Below are 16,141 nucleotides of genomic sequence, written 5' to 3' on the forward strand. Positions count from 1 at the left end.
TAGACCGGGCCAGGACGGTGTGATGGGTTCCCGCAGTACGAATCTCCGTACGAAGATCATCGCGCTGCTGGCGTCGCTGACCGCGCTCTGGGCGTTCGCCGCGTGGGTGACCGTGCGGGACGGGTTCAACCTGCTCGGCGTGCAGACGCTCAACGCGCGCGTCTTCGAGCCGAGCGACCCGCTGCTGCAGGAGCTGCAGGCCGAGCGGCGGCTGTCGCTGCGCTATCTGGGCGAGTCCGATCCGGGCCGGCTGCGGGAGCTGGACGCCCAGCGCGCCCGTACCGACGAGACCGCCACCGCGCTGTGGCGCTCGGTGCAGGACTGGCGTACCGAGATCCCGGCCAGCGAGGAGCTGATGCAGCGGCTCGGCGAGCTGAAGACCGAGCTGGACCAGATCGGCCAGGTACGCGCCGACGTCAGCCGCAAGACCATCGACCGCACCGCCACGCTCACCGCGTACGACGAGGCGGTCGACGCGATCTTCGCCGTCTTCGACGCGCTCGGCGGCCTCGACGACGACGAGATCGCCAAGGACACCGCCGCGCTCATCGACCTCAACCGGTCCCGGGAGCTGCTGTCCCAACAGGACGCGCTGATCACCGGCGCGATCGCGGCCAACCGGATCACCGTGGCCGAGCAGACCGCGTTCGCCCGCCTGGTCGGCGCGCAGTGGTTCCTCGCCGACCGCACCGCCCGGGAGCTCGCCCCGACCGACCGCGCACGCTTCGAGCGGATGGTCCAGGGCGACGCGTTCCAGCAGTTGCAGACCCTTCAGGACCGGGTCCTCGCGGCCAAGGGCGCCGACGTGCGCCCGCCGGTGACCGCGGCGGCGTGGCAGGCCGCCGCCGAGCAGGCGATGGCCGACCTGCGCGGGGTGATCCTGGCCGGCGGCGAGGACATCGTGTCCCGGGCGATGCCGGTAGCGATCGGCGTCATCGTGCGGCTGGTGCTCGCCGCCGGTCTCGGCCTGCTCGCCGTCATCGCCTCCGTGGTCGTCTCGATCACCACGGCCCGGTCGCTGGTGCGGCAGCTCGAACGGCTGCGCGAGGCGGCCTTCAACCTGGCGCACGAGCGGCTGCCGAGCGTGGTGGAGCGGCTGGGCCGCGGCGACGAGGTGGACGTCGCCCGCGAGGCGCCGCCGTTGCAGTTCGGCGACGACGAGATCGGCCAGGTGGGCAAGGCGTTCAACGTCGTGCAGGAGACCGCCGTCCGCACCGCCGTCGAGCAGGCCGAGCTGCGCCGCAGCGTACGCGACGTCTTCCTCAGCCTGGCCCGGCGCACCCAGGCGCTCGTGCACCGGCAGCTCACACTGCTGGACGCGATGGAACGCCGGGAACACGACGCCGAGGAGCTGGAGGACCTGTTCCGGGTCGACCACCTGGCCACCCGGATGCGGCGCAACGCGGAGAACCTGATCGTGCTCTCCGGCTCCACGCCCGGCCGGGCCTGGCGGCGCAACGTGCCGATGGTCGACGTGGTCCGCGGCGCGGTAGCCGAGGTCGAGGACTACACCCGGGTCACGGTGCGCCCGCTCGGCGAGGTGTCGCTGACCGGCCGCGCCGTCGGTGACGTCATCCACCTGCTGGCCGAGCTGATCGAGAACGGGCTCTCCTTCTCGCCGCCGCAGACCACTGTCGAGGTTCGCGGTCAGCTCGTGGCGAACGGCTTCGCCATCGAGATCGAGGACCGGGGCCTCGGCATGAGCCCCGACGAGCTGGCCGCCGCCAACGCGCGCATCGTCGACCGGTCCGAGCTGAACCTGGCCGACGCCGCCCGGCTGGGCCTGTTCGTGGTCAGCCGGCTCACCGAGCGGCACGGCGTCAAGGTGCAGCTCAAGGAATCCGCGTACGGCGGGACCACCGCCGTGGTGCTGATCCCCCGTGAACTGATCACCGCTGACGGCGCCGACGCGGCCGAGGCCCTTCCCGCACCCGGGACGGCCCTGCCCGTGGCGCCCGCGCCGGACCCGGTGCGGAGCACTCCGGCCGGCGACGGGCCGGCGATCCCGTCCGGCCCGGACGGCGCCGCCGAACCGGACCAGCCGGCCGATCCCGCCCCGCAGGTGCCGGAGCCGGTGACGCGGGCGCCCCGGCTGACCCCGTCCGGGCTGCCGGCGCGTACCCGCAAGCGGCAGCCCGCGGTGGCCGGGCCCACCACGGAGCTGGCGGTGGTGGAGCGGCGGCCCGCCGCCACGACCGCCGCGGCGGAGGCGTCGCCGGCGACGGAGCCGGAGACCGAGGCGGAGACGACGCCGGTCACCGACGCGGGACTGCCGGTCCGGGTACGCCAGGCCAGCCTCGCGCCGGAACTGCGGCACGACCAGACCGAGGCGGACGACGACGACGCCGACGATGACACGGCGCGTGCACCGGAGCAGGTGCGCCGGATGATGAGCTCCTACCAGAGCGGCACCCGACGCGGCCGTACCGATGCCGCGCGCCTGCTCGGCGGGGCTCAGGGGGCCGGCGGTGCGCCGGCCGACGCGGACGAGCAGGTTACCTGACCGGGACGTCGACGCGACGGAAACCGGAAGCTGACGGCACACAGCCGGAAAGAAGAGGACGACGAGTGGCGCAGAAGACGGCTTCGAGCGCGGATCTGACGTGGCTGCTGGATGACCTGGTCGGCCGGGTCAAGCAGGCGGAGCACGCCGTGGCGCTCTCCACCGACGGACTGCTGATGGCCTCGTCCCGCGGATTGAGCCGGGACGACGGCGAGCACCTGGCCGCCATGGCGGCGGGCATCCAGAGCCTGGCCCGTGGCGCGGGCAAGCGGTTCGGCGGCGGGCAGGTGCAGCAGACCATCATCGAGATGCAGTCCTCCTTCCTGTTCGTCACAGCGGCTGGGCGTAACGCCTGCCTGGCGGTGCTGGCCTCGGAGGACGCGGATGTCGGCCTGATCGCGTACGAGATGGCCATGCTCGTCACCCGGGTCGGCCGGTTCGTCGCGTCACCGACCCGGGAACAGCCCCTCGGCGAGAACGCGGCACGATGACCGGCCGGGGGGAGTCCGCGGAGCAGGAGTGGGTGGACGACCACGCCGGCCCGGTGGTGCGCCCGTACGCGGTCACCGGCGGCCGGGCCCGCCCGGTGACCGGCACGTTCGACCTGATCTCGCTGGTCACCGCGACCCGCACGGATGTCGGGTCGGAGTCCGGGCTGGGCCCGGAGCACGTGGCGATAGTCGGCCTCTGCCAGCGGATTCTCTCCGTGGCCGAGATCGCCGCCCATCTCGACCTGCCGGTGGGCACGGTCCGGGTCCTCCTCGGAGACCTGGCCGCCCGCAGTCTGGTGCAGGTACGCGAGCCGCGCGCGACCACCGCCGGCCTTCCCGACGAGCACGTTTTCGAGGCGGTTATCAATGGACTACGGGCGCTCTGAGCGGCCGGCGGGCGCCGGGCCGCTGCCCACCGCGATCAAGATCCTGATCGCGGGCGGGTTCGGCGTCGGCAAGACCACCATGGTGGGCGCGGTCAGCGAGACCAAGCCGCTGCGCACCGAGGAGGTGCTGACCGAAACCGGGATCGGCATCGACGACCTGTCCGGCGTGGAGGAGAAGTCGACCACCACCGTGGCGATGGACTTCGGCCGGATCACCATCAGCGACGACCTGGTGCTCTACCTGTTCGGCACGCCCGGGCAGGACCGGTTCTGGTTCGTCTGGGACGAGCTGGCGCTCGGCGCGCTCGGGGCGGTGGTGCTCGCCGACACGCGCCGCCTGGCGGACTGCTTCCCGTCGATCGACTACTTCGAGGGGCGCGGCACGCCGTTCGTGGTGGCGGTGAACTGCTTCGAGGGGGCCAAGAAGTTCCGGCTCGACGAGGTGCAGGCGGCGCTCGACCTGGACCCGGGCGTACCGGTGGTGCTGTGCGACGCGCGCAAGCGTGAGTCGGCCAAGGAGGTGCTGATCACGCTGCTGGAACACGCCATGAAGCTGCGCGAGGCGCGCCGCCGCGCCGCCGGCGACTGAGGCTGCGCCGCATGACCGAGCTGAGTGTCCGGGCGATGTCACCGGAGGAGTTCGACAGCTGGCAGGACGAGCTGGCCGCCGGGTACGCGCGCGAGCACGTCACGGCCGGCAACTGGACGCCCGAGGAGGCGCTCGACCGGGCCCGGGAGGCCACCGCCGGCTTCCTGCCGCAGGGCATGGCCACGCCCGGCATGCTGTTCCTGGTCGGCGAGCTTGCCGACGGCTCACCGGTCGGCTGGCTGTGGATCGGCCTGACCCACCCGCGCGGTCTCGCCGACTGCGCGTTCCTCTACGACATCGAGGTGGCCGCCGGGCACCGGGGCCGGGGGCTCGGGCGGGCGCTGCTCGCGGCGGGGGAGCGGGCGGCCCGGGAGCACGGCGCCCAGGCGCTGGAGCTGAACGTCTTCGGCACCAACGAGACGGCGCGCAAGCTGTACGAGACGTCGGGATACCGGGTGGTCACCCAGCAGATGCGCAAGGACCTGCCCGCCTAGGCGCGGGCGTCAGAGGCGGGTGGCGGTCCGGATCAGGCCGGCCAGCGCCCGGGACCGGCTGTGCGGTGGCCACGCGATGACTGTGGTCACCGCCGGCGCGTCCGGCACCGGCACGGTGGCCAGGTCGGCGAGCAGCAGCGACCGGGCCGACTCCGGCAGCACCACCACGGTCCGGCCGAGCGCGATGAGCTGGAACAACTGGGCGTGGTCCCGGACCTCGGGGCCGGGCCCGTCCGGATACGACCCGTCGGCCCGGGGCCAGCGCGGCATGGGCAGGCCCGGCAGCGCCTCCACCTCGGCCATCAGCAGGTGCGGTCGCCGGGCCAGCGGATGCCCGGCCGGCAGGATCGCCACCTGCGGCTCGGTGATCAGCTCTTCGGTGTCCAGCCCGGTCGTCGAGTCGTACGGCAGGTGCAGCAGCGCCACGTCGGCCCGCCCGTCGCGCAGCAGCCGTTCCTGCTCGCCGATGCCGCACAGCAGAACCTCGACCGGGACCGCGTCCGGCTCGGCGGCGTACGCGCCGAGCAGTTTCGGCAGCAGCTCGCTCGACGCCCCGGTCTTGGTCGCCAGCACCAGCCCGGGGCCACCGGTAGCGGCCTGCCCGGCGCGTCGGGTGCGGCGGTCGGCGGCGGCCACGGCGTCGAGTGCGGCCCGGCCCTCCCGCAGCAGCACCGACCCGGCCGCGGTGAGCGCGACGCTGCGGCTGTCCCGCTCCAGCAGAGTCACGCCGAGACGGCGTTCGAGCTGCCGGATCGCTCGCGACAGCGGCGGCTGGGCGATGCCCAGGCGGCGCGCGGCGCGGCCGAAGTGCAGCTCCTCGGCGACCGCCACGAAGTAGCGAAGCTCCCGCGTCTCCATCCCGCCACCGTACCGCCGTATCGATACCTGCCAGGTATCGCGCGCCACCGAAGCGGTGTTGGAGGCCCGCGCGGCCCGCGGACAGGATCGAGGGCATGAGCGAACGGACGATCGCGCTGGTGACCGGCGCGAACAAGGGAATCGGGTACGAGATCGCGGCCGGCCTGGGCGCGCTCGGCTGGCGGGTGGGCGTCGGCGCCCGGGACGAGCGGCGGCTCGCCGAGGCGGTGGCGAAGCTGCGCGCGGGCGGCGTGGACGCGTTCGGCGTACCGCTGGACGTCACCGACGACGCGAGCGTGACCGCCGCCGCCCGGCTGCTGGAGACGGAGGCCGGCGGTCTGGACGTGCTCGTCAACAACGCGGGCGTGACAGGTGGCGTGCCGCAGCACCCGGGCGACGTCGACCTCGCGACCATCCGGACCGCCGTCGAGGTCAACGTGATCGGGGTGGTCCGGGTGACCGAGGCGATGCTGCCGCTGCTGCGCCGCTCGGCGTCGCCCCGGATCGTCAACATGTCCAGCGGTGTCGGCTCGCTGACCCGGCAGAGCGCCTCCACCGGAGAGGACCAGACCGGGCCGCTGTCGGTGGCTTACTCACCGTCGAAGAGCATGCTCAACGCGGTGACCATCCAGTACGCGCGGGCGCTGGCGGACACCGGCATCCTGATCAACGCCGCCTGCCCGGGTTTCACCGCGACCGACCTCAACAGCTTCCGCGGTGTGCGGACCCCGCAGCAGGGCGCGGCGATCGCGATCCGGCTCGCGACGCTGCCCGACGACGGGCCGACCGGCGGCTACTTCGAGGACGCGGGCACGATCCCGTGGTGACTCCGGTCAGCGTCTAGACGTGACTGAGCGTGACGCTCACGGCGGGGTATACCGCTCTCAGGTGACGTCACCTTCCCCGGACGACACGCCCGGACATGCGGTGGTCCATCAGAGCGCGGTGCGGACCGGCTGTCGAGGGTGGCCCGTCAGAACCACATCACCGGGTTGCCGGTGGCCACCGACGCCGCGCACAGCCGGCGCAGCGGCTCCACGATGTAGGCGAAGTCGTTGCCCGACCGGCTCCGGGTCCGCACCGCGAGCCGTTCGGGCGGCGGCTCGCCGTGCTCGCCCACGGGTCGCATCGCCAGCACCGTCCGTGTCCCGCCGGCGGTGAGCTCCACCCGGTCGCCGGGCAGCGGCCGCTGGCCGAACCGGACGGCCCGGAACAGCGTCACCGGCGGGTCGGCGGTGTCGACGACGAAGAAGCCGTCCGGATCTACCCCGGCCCGGAAGTCCGGGCCGAGCATGAACACCCCGTGGTAGCTCTCGACGTACTGCATCAGCACCCGGCCGGTCGCCTCGTCGATCAGTTCGACCCCGTCGGTGATCCGATCGGTGCGCGCGAACGCGTCCAGCTCGGCGAGCGCCACCGCCGCCCGGTCGGCCGGCAGCGAGCCGCCGTTGAGGTTCGGCAGCGCGGTGGCGAGCGTCGGGAAGCGCTCCGGGCCGGCGGCGCGTAGCGCCTGCTGGAACAGCCGTACGCCGGCCCAGTTGGAAACGTGCTCGCTCGCCTGCTCCATGGCCTTGTGCGGGCACGCCTCCGCCAGCCAGGCGTCGAACGTGCGGTGCGCGGCCTCGTTGCCCTCCCACTGCCGCAACAGCGCGAGACAGCCGTCCTCGTCGATGCCGACCGGTTCGACCGGGCACGGCGTGGTGAGGCCGTCCTGCCAGCACCGGCAGTACACGAACGCGTCGAGTCCCACGCCGGCACGCTACCGGCGCCCGATCGTCGGCGCGTACCCGTTTCCGCCGGCCCGCTTCCGTAGGCACGCTTCCGGCGGGTCACGTGATGGCGAGCAGCATGCCGTCCCCCTGTTCGGCCGCGGCGCGGTAGAAGTCACGCAGCGCGGTGAAGTTCGGCAGCAGGTAGGCGTCGAACTCGTCGACGCCGTCGTCCCAGATGTGCGGGTAGATCTCGGCCTCCGACAAGGCTGCCGGGTCGAAGCGGGCCCGCAGCGTCGCCTCGTCGATCGCGTCGAGCCCGCCGGCCACAGCGCGGACGGCGTCGGGCATCAGCAGCCGGGCCGGGCCCATCCCCAGGTCCGGCCCGATCGGGTCACCACCCAGGACGGCCGGCCCGGCGTCGCCCCGGATCTCGTACGTGTCGCCGGTCAGTAGGTAGTGCAGCCCGTGCCACGCCTTGTCGAGGTCGAGCTCGTCCGGGCCACCCTGGAACAGGGTGTCGACCTTCTCCGGGTCGGCGAGGACCGCCGCCAGCTCCTCGGCGGACAGCCGGCGTGCGTTGAAGATCATGCCCACGGGGTGCCTCTCGGGGGTGCCGGTCGGAATCGGCGGCAGCGTAGCGTGCGCTTGCGACAGGCATGGCACCATCGGCTCATGGCCACTGACACCCGCCACCTCGCCGTCCACATCGACCGTCCGGTCGCGGAGGTCTACGCCTTCGCCGCCGACCCGGCGAACCTGCCCCGCTGGGCGCCGGGCCTCGGCGGTTCGGTGAACCTCATCGACGGCCAGTGGTTCGTGGACACACCCGAAGGGCGGGCGCGGCTCACGTTCGCCCCGGCCAACGAGTACGGCGTGCTCGACCACGAGGTGCGGACGCCGTCGGGCGAGACGGTGTACGTGCCGTTGCGCGCCATCGCCGACGGCAGCGCCACCGAGGTGGTGTTCAGCCTGCGCCGGATGCCCGGCATGAGCGACACGGACTTCGACCGGGACACCGCGCTGGTCGAGGCGGATCTGGCCCGGCTCAAGGCCGTGCTGGAGAGCGCCGCCGGCTGAGAGGCGCGCGTGGTCAGTCGGCAGTCCGGCCCCGACAGTGGCAAGGAGGGCGCGTCATGCCCCTGCTGCGGATCCACCTCGACAGCGACCCGACCACCGCCCGCCGCGTCCTGCAGACGCATCGCGAGGGCGGCGTGCATCACGAGTCGCGGGAAGCGGCCCGGGAGCAGGTGTGGCGCCAGGGCCGCACCCCGGCCGGTGACCCGGTCTTCGTCGGCATCACCAACGGACGCCGCAACGTGCAACTGCTCTACGACGTCGAGGTCTACTCCGATACCGTCCCGTGAACGCACGCGGCACTCACGCCCCTGAAATGGGAATTGCGCGCCGGGCTCGGCCGGTGATCGTGAGCGGGACGAAATTCGACGCACCTGGGCGCTGAATGCAATTCTTGATTCAGTCGCCGATCGCGTCCCGCATTCGTTCCCTCGTCCAGTATTCGGACGGGTCGGTGGCACCCGGGCTCGGATTGTGGGTAGCGACCACCGGGCCGGGCGGCGCCGGCCGCGCCGCGCCGCCGTCGCGCGCCGCGACGACCACGACGGCCACAGCCACGGCGAGCGCCGCGACGGCGGCCGCGCCGAGCAGTACACGATGTGACATGTCGCCTCCTCCGGACCGGTCGACCGGTGCCGGTCCGCCTGGTGCGCCTGCGGCACACCAGGCGGACCGTCGTTCACCAGGTGTCGTTCGCGTACGTGTCGTAGAGCGTCCCCACCACCGCGGCGGAGAAGTACGGCGAGCCGTTCGTGTTCGTGCCGCTCGAGTAGCTCATCACCCCGTGCACGTCACCGCGCCTGGTGGTGTTGTCGTAGCTGTAGTACCACGGGCCGCCGCTCGAACCGCCCCCGAAGCCGCAGTTCATCTCGATCCGGTTGCTGCCCGCGTCCCGCGACGTGCCCGAGCAGACCCACTGGATCTCGCCGCTGTCCTTGTTGCTCGGGTAGCCGAAGACGTCGTAGTGGTACGCGCGCCCACCGCCGGTGAGCAGGCCGTTCGCGCCGACCGCGTCCACGATCGACCGGCTGCCGTAGACGAGCGCGACCGCCACGTCGTACTGCCGCTCGCGGGTGCTGATCCAGCCGCTGGGCACCGCGAGCGTGGACCAGTCCCAGGTGCCGTACGGCTGCGCGCCGTTGCGGTAGGACGGCACGAACATCCAGTTCGCGGTGTGCCAGTCCCGGCCCGGCCCGTCGTGCACGCAGTGCGCGGCGGTGAAGACCATGTTGCGCGCCGGGCTGTTCACCACGCTCGCCGAGCAGTAATGGCCCAGGCCGTCGGTCGAGCTGGTGTAGAAGATCTTCCCCACCGTGATCGACTCGTTGAGCTGGGCGCCGAAGCCGCTGCCGTCCTTCGGCGCCACCGCCTCCGCGAAGCGCCGTACCCGCTCCGCCGTGGGGCTCTGGGTGACCGGGCCGGCGGCCTTCTCCACCTCGTCGGCGGGAGTGGCCGCCGCCATCCGCTCGGCCGTCCAGTATGCCCTGGCCTGCCCGGCCGACGACCCCACCTTGCGCTCGATCGAGGTCACCGCGGCCGGAGCAGCGGTGCCGGAGGTGGTGTCGGTGGCGGCCTGAGCCGGAGTGCCGGCGAGGATCGTCGGCAGGATCAGGGCCGGCAGGGCCAGAAGTCTGATCGTCGTCTTCATGAAATCCTTCCCAGTTTTCGATTCCCGGATCGAAACTGGAGCGCCCCGTTGTTCATCGCGATGTCGGCAACGTATCGACGGGATTCGGAGCGTGTCAATGAATTATGGACGTCGATTGTTTGCGGTGTCGGATGTGCGATCGGGGGGGCGGGGACATCATCGAATTGCAATTCCGGGTCCGTGAGCGGCGCTCGACCTCGGTAGCCTCGAAGCCGTGACGAAGCGACCGGGGCCACGATGACTGCTGATCCGCCGCCTGCCGCCGAACGACTGATCTTTGCCGAAATGACCGTCGACGACCTCGACGACATGGCCGCCATGCTCGGCGACCCGCTCGTGATGCGCTACTACCCGCGGCCGAAGACCCGGGCGGAGGCACTGGACTGGATCCGCTGGAGCGAGGGCCTCTACCGCAGCCACGGCTTCGGACTGTGGGTGCTCAGGTCACGGGCGACAGGCGAGTTCGTCGGCGACTGCGGTCTCACTCCGCAGCCGGTGGACGGGGTGATGGAGGTCGAGGTCGGCTACCACCTGCGGACCGGGATGCAGGGTCGCGGATTCGCCGCGGAGGCGGCGGCCGTGTGTCGCGACCACGCGCGCGACCGGCTGGGCGTCGACCCCCTCGTCGCGATCGTCCACCCGGACAACACGCCCTCGCAGCGGGTCGCGGAGCGGATCGGGCTGAGCTTCGAGCGTGCGACGACGTCCGGATCGGGGGATCCGGTGCACGTGTACGCCGCGCGGCTGGCCTGACCGGCTCAGCGGCGGGTCGACGTCAGGAACCGGGTCCACGCGGCCGGGGTGAAGGTGAGCACCGGCCCGGCCGGGTCCTTCGAGTCGCGGACGCCGACCACACCGGGCAGGTTGCCGGCGACCTCGACGCAGTCGCCGCCGTTGCCGCCGCTGCGGGTGCTCTTGCGCCACCGGGCGCCGCTCAGGTCCATGCCTTCGCCACTTCCCTCAGCAGTTCCAGGGTCCGCGCGCGGGGCAGCGCCTCGCCCCGGATGCGTTCCCACCGACGCTCCAGGGTAGCAATCTCCGAGGGCTGCTCGATGATCTGCGCGCGGGCCTGGCTGTCCACATGCGCCACCCGGCTGCCGTCGCGCAGCTCCGCGATGACGAACGGCCCGTCCAGCCCGGGATAGGTCGGCGTGTCGGCCGGCACCACGTGGAGCTGCACGTTCGGCAGCTCGGCGCAGGCCAGCAGGTGGGCCACCTGCGCGGTCATCAGCGCCCGGTCACCGGCGGCGGCGCGGCGCAGCACCTGCTCGTCGAGCACCACGACGTACAGCGGCCCGCGCGGCCGGGTGAGGATGCCCTGCCGGTCCAGCCGGGCGGTGACCAGGTCGGTGATCTCGTCGGCGGTCAGCGGCTGGCCGATGAACGTGGCCCGGGCGTACGCCTCGGTCTGCAGCAGCCCCGGCACCCACGCCAGTTGGAAGGCTCGCAGCGCGACCGCCTCGCGTTCGATGTCCACCCATGGGCGGAACCAGACGGGCTCGCGGCGGCGGACCGCGTCCGGCCAGAGCGCCTCGATCGGCTGGCCCAGCAGGTTCGCCACAGTCGCGCGGTGCCGGCTCTGCGGGATGTGCCCGGGGTTCGCCCACCGGGCCACCGTCTTCGGGTGCAGGCCGAGTCGCTCCGCCAGGCTCTCGGCGGTGTGGCCGGCGCCGGCCAGCGCGGTGACGAAGGCATGGTTCATGCCCATTCCTCCCCGGAGCAAAAGAACCGTCCGGAGGAGATTACACAACGCTGTGTGATTGTTCGGGCACCCTCGGCACGGTGGAGGCATGACCGAACCGACACCCACATCGGCGTACCCCCGGGTGGTGCTGCCGCTCACCGGCCACCGCGCGTGCGGTCCGGCCTGGCGCTGCGACCGCTGCGGCGAGCCCTGGCCGTGCCCGACCCTGCGGGCCGCGCCCACCGACGCGGCCCGCCGCGCCACGATGATCCCCGAGTTCTCCCGGCTCACCCGGCAGGCCATCCGCGACCTGCGCGGCCACCCCGACGGCCCGGACCCGATCGCGATCGTGCGGCGCTTCCTGTGGTTCCTGCCGCTCACCGACGCCGAGGCACGCGCCGTCGCGCTCCGCCTGCGCTGAGATGTAAGGAAGGGCCCCTTCTTAACAGACGTCTGTTAAGAAGGGGCCCTTCCTTACATCCAAGGTCAGCTGGCGATCATGCGGCGCAGCACGTACTGCAGGATGCCGCCGTGCCGGTAGTAGTCCGCCTCACCCGGGGTGTCGATGCGGACCACGGCGTCGAACTCCACGCCGGTGTCGGTGGTGACCTTGACCGTACGCGGGGTGTCGCCGTCGTTCAGCGCGGTGACGCCGCTGATCGAGAACGTCTCCGTGCCGGTCAGGCCCAGCGACTCGGCGGTCTCCCCGCCCGGGAACTGCAGCGGCAGCACGCCCATGCCGATCAGGTTCGAGCGGTGGATCCGCTCGTACGACTCGGCGATGACCGCCTTCACGCCCAGCAGCATCGTGCCCTTGGCAGCCCAGTCACGCGACGAGCCGGAGCCGTACTCCTTGCCGGCCAGGATGACCAGCGGGACGCCCGCCTCCTGGTACGCCATCGAGGCGTCGTAGATCGAGGTCTGCTCACCGGTCAGGTGGTTGACGGTGAAGCCGCCCTCGACACCCGGGACGAGCTGGTTGCGCAGCCGGATGTTGGCGAACGTGCCCCGGATCATCACCTCGTGGTTGCCCCGGCGGGAGCCGTACGAGTTGAACTCGTGCCGGGCCACGCCGTGCTCGGCCAGGTACTTGCCGGCGGGGGAGTCCGCCTTGATCGAGCCGGCCGGGGAGATGTGGTCGGTGGTCACCGAGTCGCCCAGCTTCGCCAGCACGCGCGCGTCGGCGATGTCCTGCACCGGGGCCGGCTCCTGCTGCATGCCCTCGAAGTACGGGGGCTTGCGCACGTACGTCGACTCGCCGTCCCAGGAGAACGTGTCGCCGGTCGGGGTCGGCAGCGACTGCCAGCGCTCGTCACCGGCGAACACGTCGGCGTACGCGGCGCTGAAGCCGGTCGCGCCGATCGCGGAGGCGATGACGTCCTGGATCTCGGCGCTGTTCGGCCAGATCTCCCGCAGGTACACCGGGTTGCCCTGGGCGTCCTCACCGATCGGCTCGTTGGCCAGGTCGATGTCCATGGTGCCGGCGAGCGCGTACGCGACCACCAGCGGCGGGGACGCCAGGTAGTTCATCTTGACGTCCGGGTTGATCCGGCCCTCGAAGTTGCGGTTGCCGGACAGCACCGACACGACGGCGAGGTCGCCCTCGTTGACGGCGGCGGAGACCTCCTCCGGCAGCGGGCCGGAGTTGCCGATGCAGGTGGTGCATCCGTAGCCGACCAGGTTGAAGCCGAGCTTCTCCAGGTACGGGGTGAGGCCGGCGCGGTCGTAGTAGTCCATGACGACCTTCGAGCCCGGCGCGAGGGTGGTCTTCACCCACGGCTTGCGGGCCAGGCCCTTCTCCACCGCGTTACGGGCCAGCAGCGCGGCGCCGATCATGACCTGCGGGTTCGAGGTGTTGGTGCAGGAGGTGATCGCGGCGATCACCACGGCGCCGTGGTCCAGCTCGTACTCGACGCCGTCGGCGCCGGTCACGCGTACCGGATTGCTGGCCCGGCCGCCCGCGCCCACGGCGGCGGTCTCCAGGTCGCGCGGCGCGTCCGCCGGGTCGTTCACGCCGTTGGCGGGGGAGTCGCTGGCCGGGAAGGACTCGGCGGACGCCTCGTCGGCCGGGCCGTCGGCGCCGAACGGCTTCTCCTGCTGCGGCACGCCCGGCTTGCGGCCCGGGTCGCCGCCGGTCTCGTCGGCGGCCACGTAGTCGCTGAGCGCGGAGCGGAACAGCGTCTTGGCGCTGCCCAGCGGCACCCGGTCCTGCGGGCGCTTCGGGCCGGCCAGCGACGGCTCGATGGTGCTCAGGTCCAGCTCGAGGCGCTCGGAGTACTCCGGCTCGCGCTCCGGGTCGTGCCAGAGGCCCTGCTCCTTGGCGTACGCCTCGACCAGCGCCACCTGCTGTGCGTCGCGGCCGGTCAGCTCCAGGTAGCGGACGGTCTCGGCGTCGATCGGGAAGATCGCCACGGTGGAGCCGTACTCCGGCGACATGTTGCCGATGGTGGCGCGGTTGGCCAGCGGCACGGCGCTCACGCCGGGGCCGTAGAACTCGACGAACTTGCCGACCACGCCGTGCTTGCGCAGCATCTCGGTGATGGTCAGCACCAGGTCGGTGGCGGTGGTGCCGGCCGGCATCTCGCCGGAGAGCTTGAAGCCGACGACGCGGGGGATCAGCATGCTGACCGGCTGGCCGAGCATCGCGGCCTCGGCCTCGATGCCGCCGACGCCCCAGCCCAGCACGCCCAGGCCGTTGACCATGGTGGTGTGCGAGTCGGTGCCGACGACCGTGTCCGGGTACGCCTGGCCGTTGCGCTCCATGATCGTACGAGCCAGGTACTCGATGTTGACCTGGTGCACGATGCCGGTGCCCGGCGGGACGACCTTGAACTCGTTGAACGCGGTCTGGCCCCAGCGCAGGAACTGGTAGCGCTCCTTGTTGCGCTCGTACTCCAGCTCGACGTTGCGCTCGAAGGCGTCCTCGCGGCCGAACAGGTCGGCGATGACCGAGTGGTCGATGACCAGCTCGGCCGGGGCCAGCGGGTTGACCTTCGTGGCGTCGCCGCCGAGGTCGCGTACCGCCTCGCGCATGGTGGCCAGGTCGACCACGCAGGGCACGCCGGTGAAGTCCTGCATCAGCACCCGCGCCGGGGTGAACTGGATCTCCACGCTCGGGTCGGCGGTGGCGTCCCACGCGCCGAGCTGCTGGATGTGGTCGGCGGTGATGTTCGCGCCGTCCTCGGTCCGCAGCAGGTTCTCCAGCAGGATCTTCAAGCTGTAGGGCAGTCGCTCGTGGCCCTCCACCTTGTCGATCTTGAAAATCTCGTAGCTCGCGTCTCCGACGCGTAGCTGGGTCTTCGCACCGAAGGTGTCGAGGCTCGCCACGTCGTACTCCTTCACACCAGCGACCGTGAGTAGTCCTGAGCAGTTTGTCGCACCGACCGGAGCGCCGCCGTGCTTAGGCAACACTTACCTGCGTCGGTCTCTACAAAACCGTACGTCCGTCTTGCTATTCACGCAACCTCGTGCCACGCTGCGGGACGAGGAGGTGCCACCATGATCCATCACGTCCTGCTCGCCTGCCCCCGCGGCTCCGAGGATCTCTCCCGCTCCTTCTACACCGGCCTGCTCGGCCTCACCGAGAAGCCCAAACCCCCGGCCCTCGCCGCCCGCGGTGGTTGCTGGTTCACCGGGTACGACGCCGAACTGCACCTGGGCGTCGAGGACGACTTCCGCCCCGCCCGCAAGGCCCACCCGGCCCTGGTGCGCCCCGACCTCGACGAGCTGGCCGCCCGCCTGGACGCCGCCGGCCACGCCGTGACCTGGGGCGACGAGGAGATTCCCGGCATGCGGCGGTTCCACACGCACGACCCGCACGGCAACCGGCTGGAGTTCTTGGCCCCCGCCGGGTGACCGGGCGCGGGTAGGGTCGGCGGGGTGGTCGACGTACAGCACTGGCTCGCCGCCCTCCCACCGGGCCTGATCTGCCTGCTCGTGGGCGTGGTGATCGGCGTCGAGAGCATGGGCATCCCGCTGCCCGGCGAGATCGTGCTGGTCAGCGCCGCCCTGCTCGCCGCCACCGGCGCCGTCGGGCCCGAGTGGGTGGCCGCCGCCGCAGCCACCGGCGCGATCCTCGGCGACTCCGTCGGGTACGCCGTCGGCCGCCGCGGTGGCCGTCCCCTCTTGGAGCGGCTCGGCCGGCGCTTCCCGAAACACCTCGGCCCCGCGCACCTGGCCCGCGCCGAGTTGAGCTTCGCCCGGCACGGTGTCTGGGCGGTGTTCTTCGGGCGGTTCGTCGCGCTGCTGCGCATCCTCGCCGGGCCGCTCGCCGGAGCGCTGCGCGTGCCGTACCGCCGGTTCCTGATCGCCAACGCCGCGGGCGGGCTGGTCTGGGCGTTCGGCACCACCTACCTGTTGTTCTATCTGGGGCAGGCCGCCGAGCACTGGCTCAAGGACATCTCCTGGGCCGGGCTGGTGCTGGCCGTGCTGGCCGGCGTGGTGAGCACCGCGTGGCTGCGCCGCCGAGCCAAGCGCCTGCAGCCCCTGGACAGCCCCGACACCCCCGACCCGGTCCCCGCAGCCGACCGCTGACCCACCCCGCCCGCACTCCGGTCCCCGCCCTGGGCCATGGCCCCTGCTCCGGTCCCCGGCCCTGCTCCGGTCTCCGCCTCGCCTAGCTGCCTCCCCCCGGGCGCCGCCGCCGAGGTGATCAAGGAGTTTGTGTACGGATTCGGCCCGCCAGAGGACCAAAACTCCTTGA

20 protein-coding genes are annotated in these 16,141 nt (G+C 72.1%); 12 read left to right on the forward strand and 8 right to left on the reverse strand.

The genetic code is table 11. The features are described 5' to 3' along the window. Positions 1-22 precede the first annotated feature (22 nt). The 5 genes from KBX43_RS23160 to KBX43_RS23180 all read left to right on the forward strand — a co-directional run bounded on the left by KBX43_RS23160 (position 23) and on the right by KBX43_RS23180 (position 4,463). Complete coding sequence (locus KBX43_RS23160) at positions 23-2,503, forward strand: nitrate- and nitrite sensing domain-containing protein (RefSeq protein WP_210887117.1); 2,481 nt, start codon at positions 23-25, stop codon at positions 2,501-2,503. 65 nt (positions 2,504-2,568) lie between these two features. Continuing rightward, positions 2,569-2,994 carry a roadblock/LC7 domain-containing protein gene (locus KBX43_RS23165; RefSeq protein ID WP_030503283.1) on the forward strand — a complete coding sequence of 142 codons (426 nt, stop codon included), beginning with the start codon at positions 2,569-2,571 and terminating at the stop codon, positions 2,992-2,994. Next, on the forward strand, positions 2,991-3,380 hold the full coding sequence (locus KBX43_RS23170; RefSeq protein WP_030503284.1) for a DUF742 domain-containing protein: 390 nt from the start codon (positions 2,991-2,993) through the stop codon (positions 3,378-3,380). The genes KBX43_RS23165 and KBX43_RS23170 overlap by 4 nt, the downstream gene beginning before the upstream one ends. After that, entirely contained in the window at positions 3,361-3,969 is a 609-nt protein-coding gene (locus KBX43_RS23175) for an ATP/GTP-binding protein (RefSeq protein ID WP_043329666.1), read from the forward strand. Before KBX43_RS23170 ends, KBX43_RS23175 begins: the two co-directional genes overlap by 20 nt. An 11-nt stretch (positions 3,970-3,980) precedes the next feature. Continuing rightward, a complete protein-coding gene (locus tag KBX43_RS23180) occupies positions 3,981-4,463 on the forward strand; it encodes a GNAT family N-acetyltransferase (protein ID WP_064445324.1) in 483 nt (160 codons plus the stop codon). A gap of 9 nt (positions 4,464-4,472) precedes the next feature. Here KBX43_RS23180 and KBX43_RS23185 read toward each other — a convergent pair whose 3' ends face one another. Further along, on the reverse strand, positions 4,473-5,321 hold the full coding sequence (locus tag KBX43_RS23185; RefSeq protein ID WP_043329670.1) for a LysR family transcriptional regulator: 849 nt from the start codon (positions 5,319-5,321) through the stop codon (positions 4,473-4,475). A gap of 95 nt (positions 5,322-5,416) precedes the next feature. On the opposite strand from KBX43_RS23185, the gene KBX43_RS23190 reads away from it, so the two are divergent. Continuing rightward, the gene (locus KBX43_RS23190; protein WP_064445325.1) at positions 5,417-6,148 is read left to right on the forward strand and encodes an SDR family oxidoreductase; all 732 of its coding nucleotides are present in this window, start codon (positions 5,417-5,419) and stop codon (positions 6,146-6,148) included. 146 nt (positions 6,149-6,294) lie between these two features. Here the strand turns inward: KBX43_RS23190 and KBX43_RS23195 are convergent, their stop codons facing one another. Then, positions 6,295-7,071, reverse strand: coding sequence for a hypothetical protein (locus KBX43_RS23195; RefSeq protein ID WP_210887120.1), 777 nt, complete (start codon positions 7,069-7,071; stop codon positions 6,295-6,297). A 79-nt stretch (positions 7,072-7,150) separates the two neighbouring features. Beyond that, positions 7,151-7,621 carry a YfbM family protein gene (locus KBX43_RS23200; protein ID WP_247677654.1) on the reverse strand — a complete coding sequence of 157 codons (471 nt, stop codon included), beginning with the start codon at positions 7,619-7,621 and terminating at the stop codon, positions 7,151-7,153. An 84-nt stretch (positions 7,622-7,705) separates the two neighbouring features. Here KBX43_RS23200 and KBX43_RS23205 point away from each other — a divergent pair, with 84 nt between their 5' ends. Further along, positions 7,706-8,110, forward strand: coding sequence for an SRPBCC family protein (locus KBX43_RS23205; protein WP_210887125.1), 405 nt, complete (start codon positions 7,706-7,708; stop codon positions 8,108-8,110). Between the two features lie 56 nt (positions 8,111-8,166). Continuing rightward, positions 8,167-8,397, forward strand: coding sequence for a hypothetical protein (locus KBX43_RS23210; protein WP_043329678.1), 231 nt, complete (start codon positions 8,167-8,169; stop codon positions 8,395-8,397). 109 nt (positions 8,398-8,506) lie between these two features. Here the strand turns inward: KBX43_RS23210 and KBX43_RS23215 are convergent, their stop codons facing one another. Together KBX43_RS23215 and KBX43_RS23220 are read right to left on the reverse strand one after the other, a co-directional pair. Then, positions 8,507-8,713, reverse strand: coding sequence for a hypothetical protein (locus KBX43_RS23215; RefSeq protein WP_043329680.1), 207 nt, complete (start codon positions 8,711-8,713; stop codon positions 8,507-8,509). A gap of 73 nt (positions 8,714-8,786) precedes the next feature. Continuing rightward, positions 8,787-9,755: a serine protease gene (locus KBX43_RS23220; RefSeq protein WP_210887128.1), complete on the reverse strand. Its 969-nt coding sequence runs from the start codon at positions 9,753-9,755 to the stop codon at positions 8,787-8,789. Between the two features lie 237 nt (positions 9,756-9,992). On the opposite strand from KBX43_RS23220, the gene KBX43_RS23225 reads away from it, so the two are divergent. Beyond that, complete coding sequence (locus tag KBX43_RS23225) at positions 9,993-10,508, forward strand: GNAT family N-acetyltransferase (RefSeq protein WP_210887131.1); 516 nt, start codon at positions 9,993-9,995, stop codon at positions 10,506-10,508. Between the two features lie 5 nt (positions 10,509-10,513). Here the strand turns inward: KBX43_RS23225 and KBX43_RS23230 are convergent, their stop codons facing one another. Together KBX43_RS23230 and KBX43_RS23235 are read right to left on the reverse strand one after the other, a co-directional pair. Next, positions 10,514-10,699 carry a DUF397 domain-containing protein gene (locus KBX43_RS23230; RefSeq protein ID WP_064445331.1) on the reverse strand — a complete coding sequence of 62 codons (186 nt, stop codon included), beginning with the start codon at positions 10,697-10,699 and terminating at the stop codon, positions 10,514-10,516. Continuing rightward, positions 10,690-11,457, reverse strand: a complete 768-nt coding sequence (locus KBX43_RS23235; protein ID WP_064445332.1) for a DUF5753 domain-containing protein — start codon at positions 11,455-11,457, stop codon at positions 10,690-10,692. Before KBX43_RS23235 ends, KBX43_RS23230 begins: the two co-directional genes overlap by 10 nt. An 88-nt stretch (positions 11,458-11,545) precedes the next feature. Between KBX43_RS23235 and KBX43_RS23240 the strand changes: the two genes are divergently transcribed. Continuing rightward, positions 11,546-11,860 carry a hypothetical protein gene (locus tag KBX43_RS23240; RefSeq protein ID WP_043329691.1) on the forward strand — a complete coding sequence of 105 codons (315 nt, stop codon included), beginning with the start codon at positions 11,546-11,548 and terminating at the stop codon, positions 11,858-11,860. Positions 11,861-11,925: 65 nt separating this feature from the next. Here KBX43_RS23240 and KBX43_RS23245 read toward each other — a convergent pair whose 3' ends face one another. Beyond that, positions 11,926-14,781, reverse strand: a complete 2,856-nt coding sequence (locus KBX43_RS23245; RefSeq protein WP_043329693.1) for an aconitate hydratase — start codon at positions 14,779-14,781, stop codon at positions 11,926-11,928. Between the two features lie 156 nt (positions 14,782-14,937). Between KBX43_RS23245 and KBX43_RS23250 the strand changes: the two genes are divergently transcribed. Together KBX43_RS23250 and KBX43_RS23255 are read left to right on the forward strand one after the other, a co-directional pair. Next, the gene (locus KBX43_RS23250; RefSeq protein WP_043329695.1) at positions 14,938-15,294 is read left to right on the forward strand and encodes a VOC family protein; all 357 of its coding nucleotides are present in this window, start codon (positions 14,938-14,940) and stop codon (positions 15,292-15,294) included. Between the two features lie 24 nt (positions 15,295-15,318). Then, positions 15,319-15,972, forward strand: a complete 654-nt coding sequence (locus KBX43_RS23255) for a DedA family protein (RefSeq protein ID WP_043329697.1) — start codon at positions 15,319-15,321, stop codon at positions 15,970-15,972. Positions 15,973-16,141 lie beyond the last annotated feature (169 nt).

It is taken from the genome of Micromonospora sp. C41 (assembly GCF_018070485.1).
Lineage (GTDB): Bacteria > Actinomycetota > Actinomycetes > Mycobacteriales > Micromonosporaceae > Micromonospora > Micromonospora chalcea.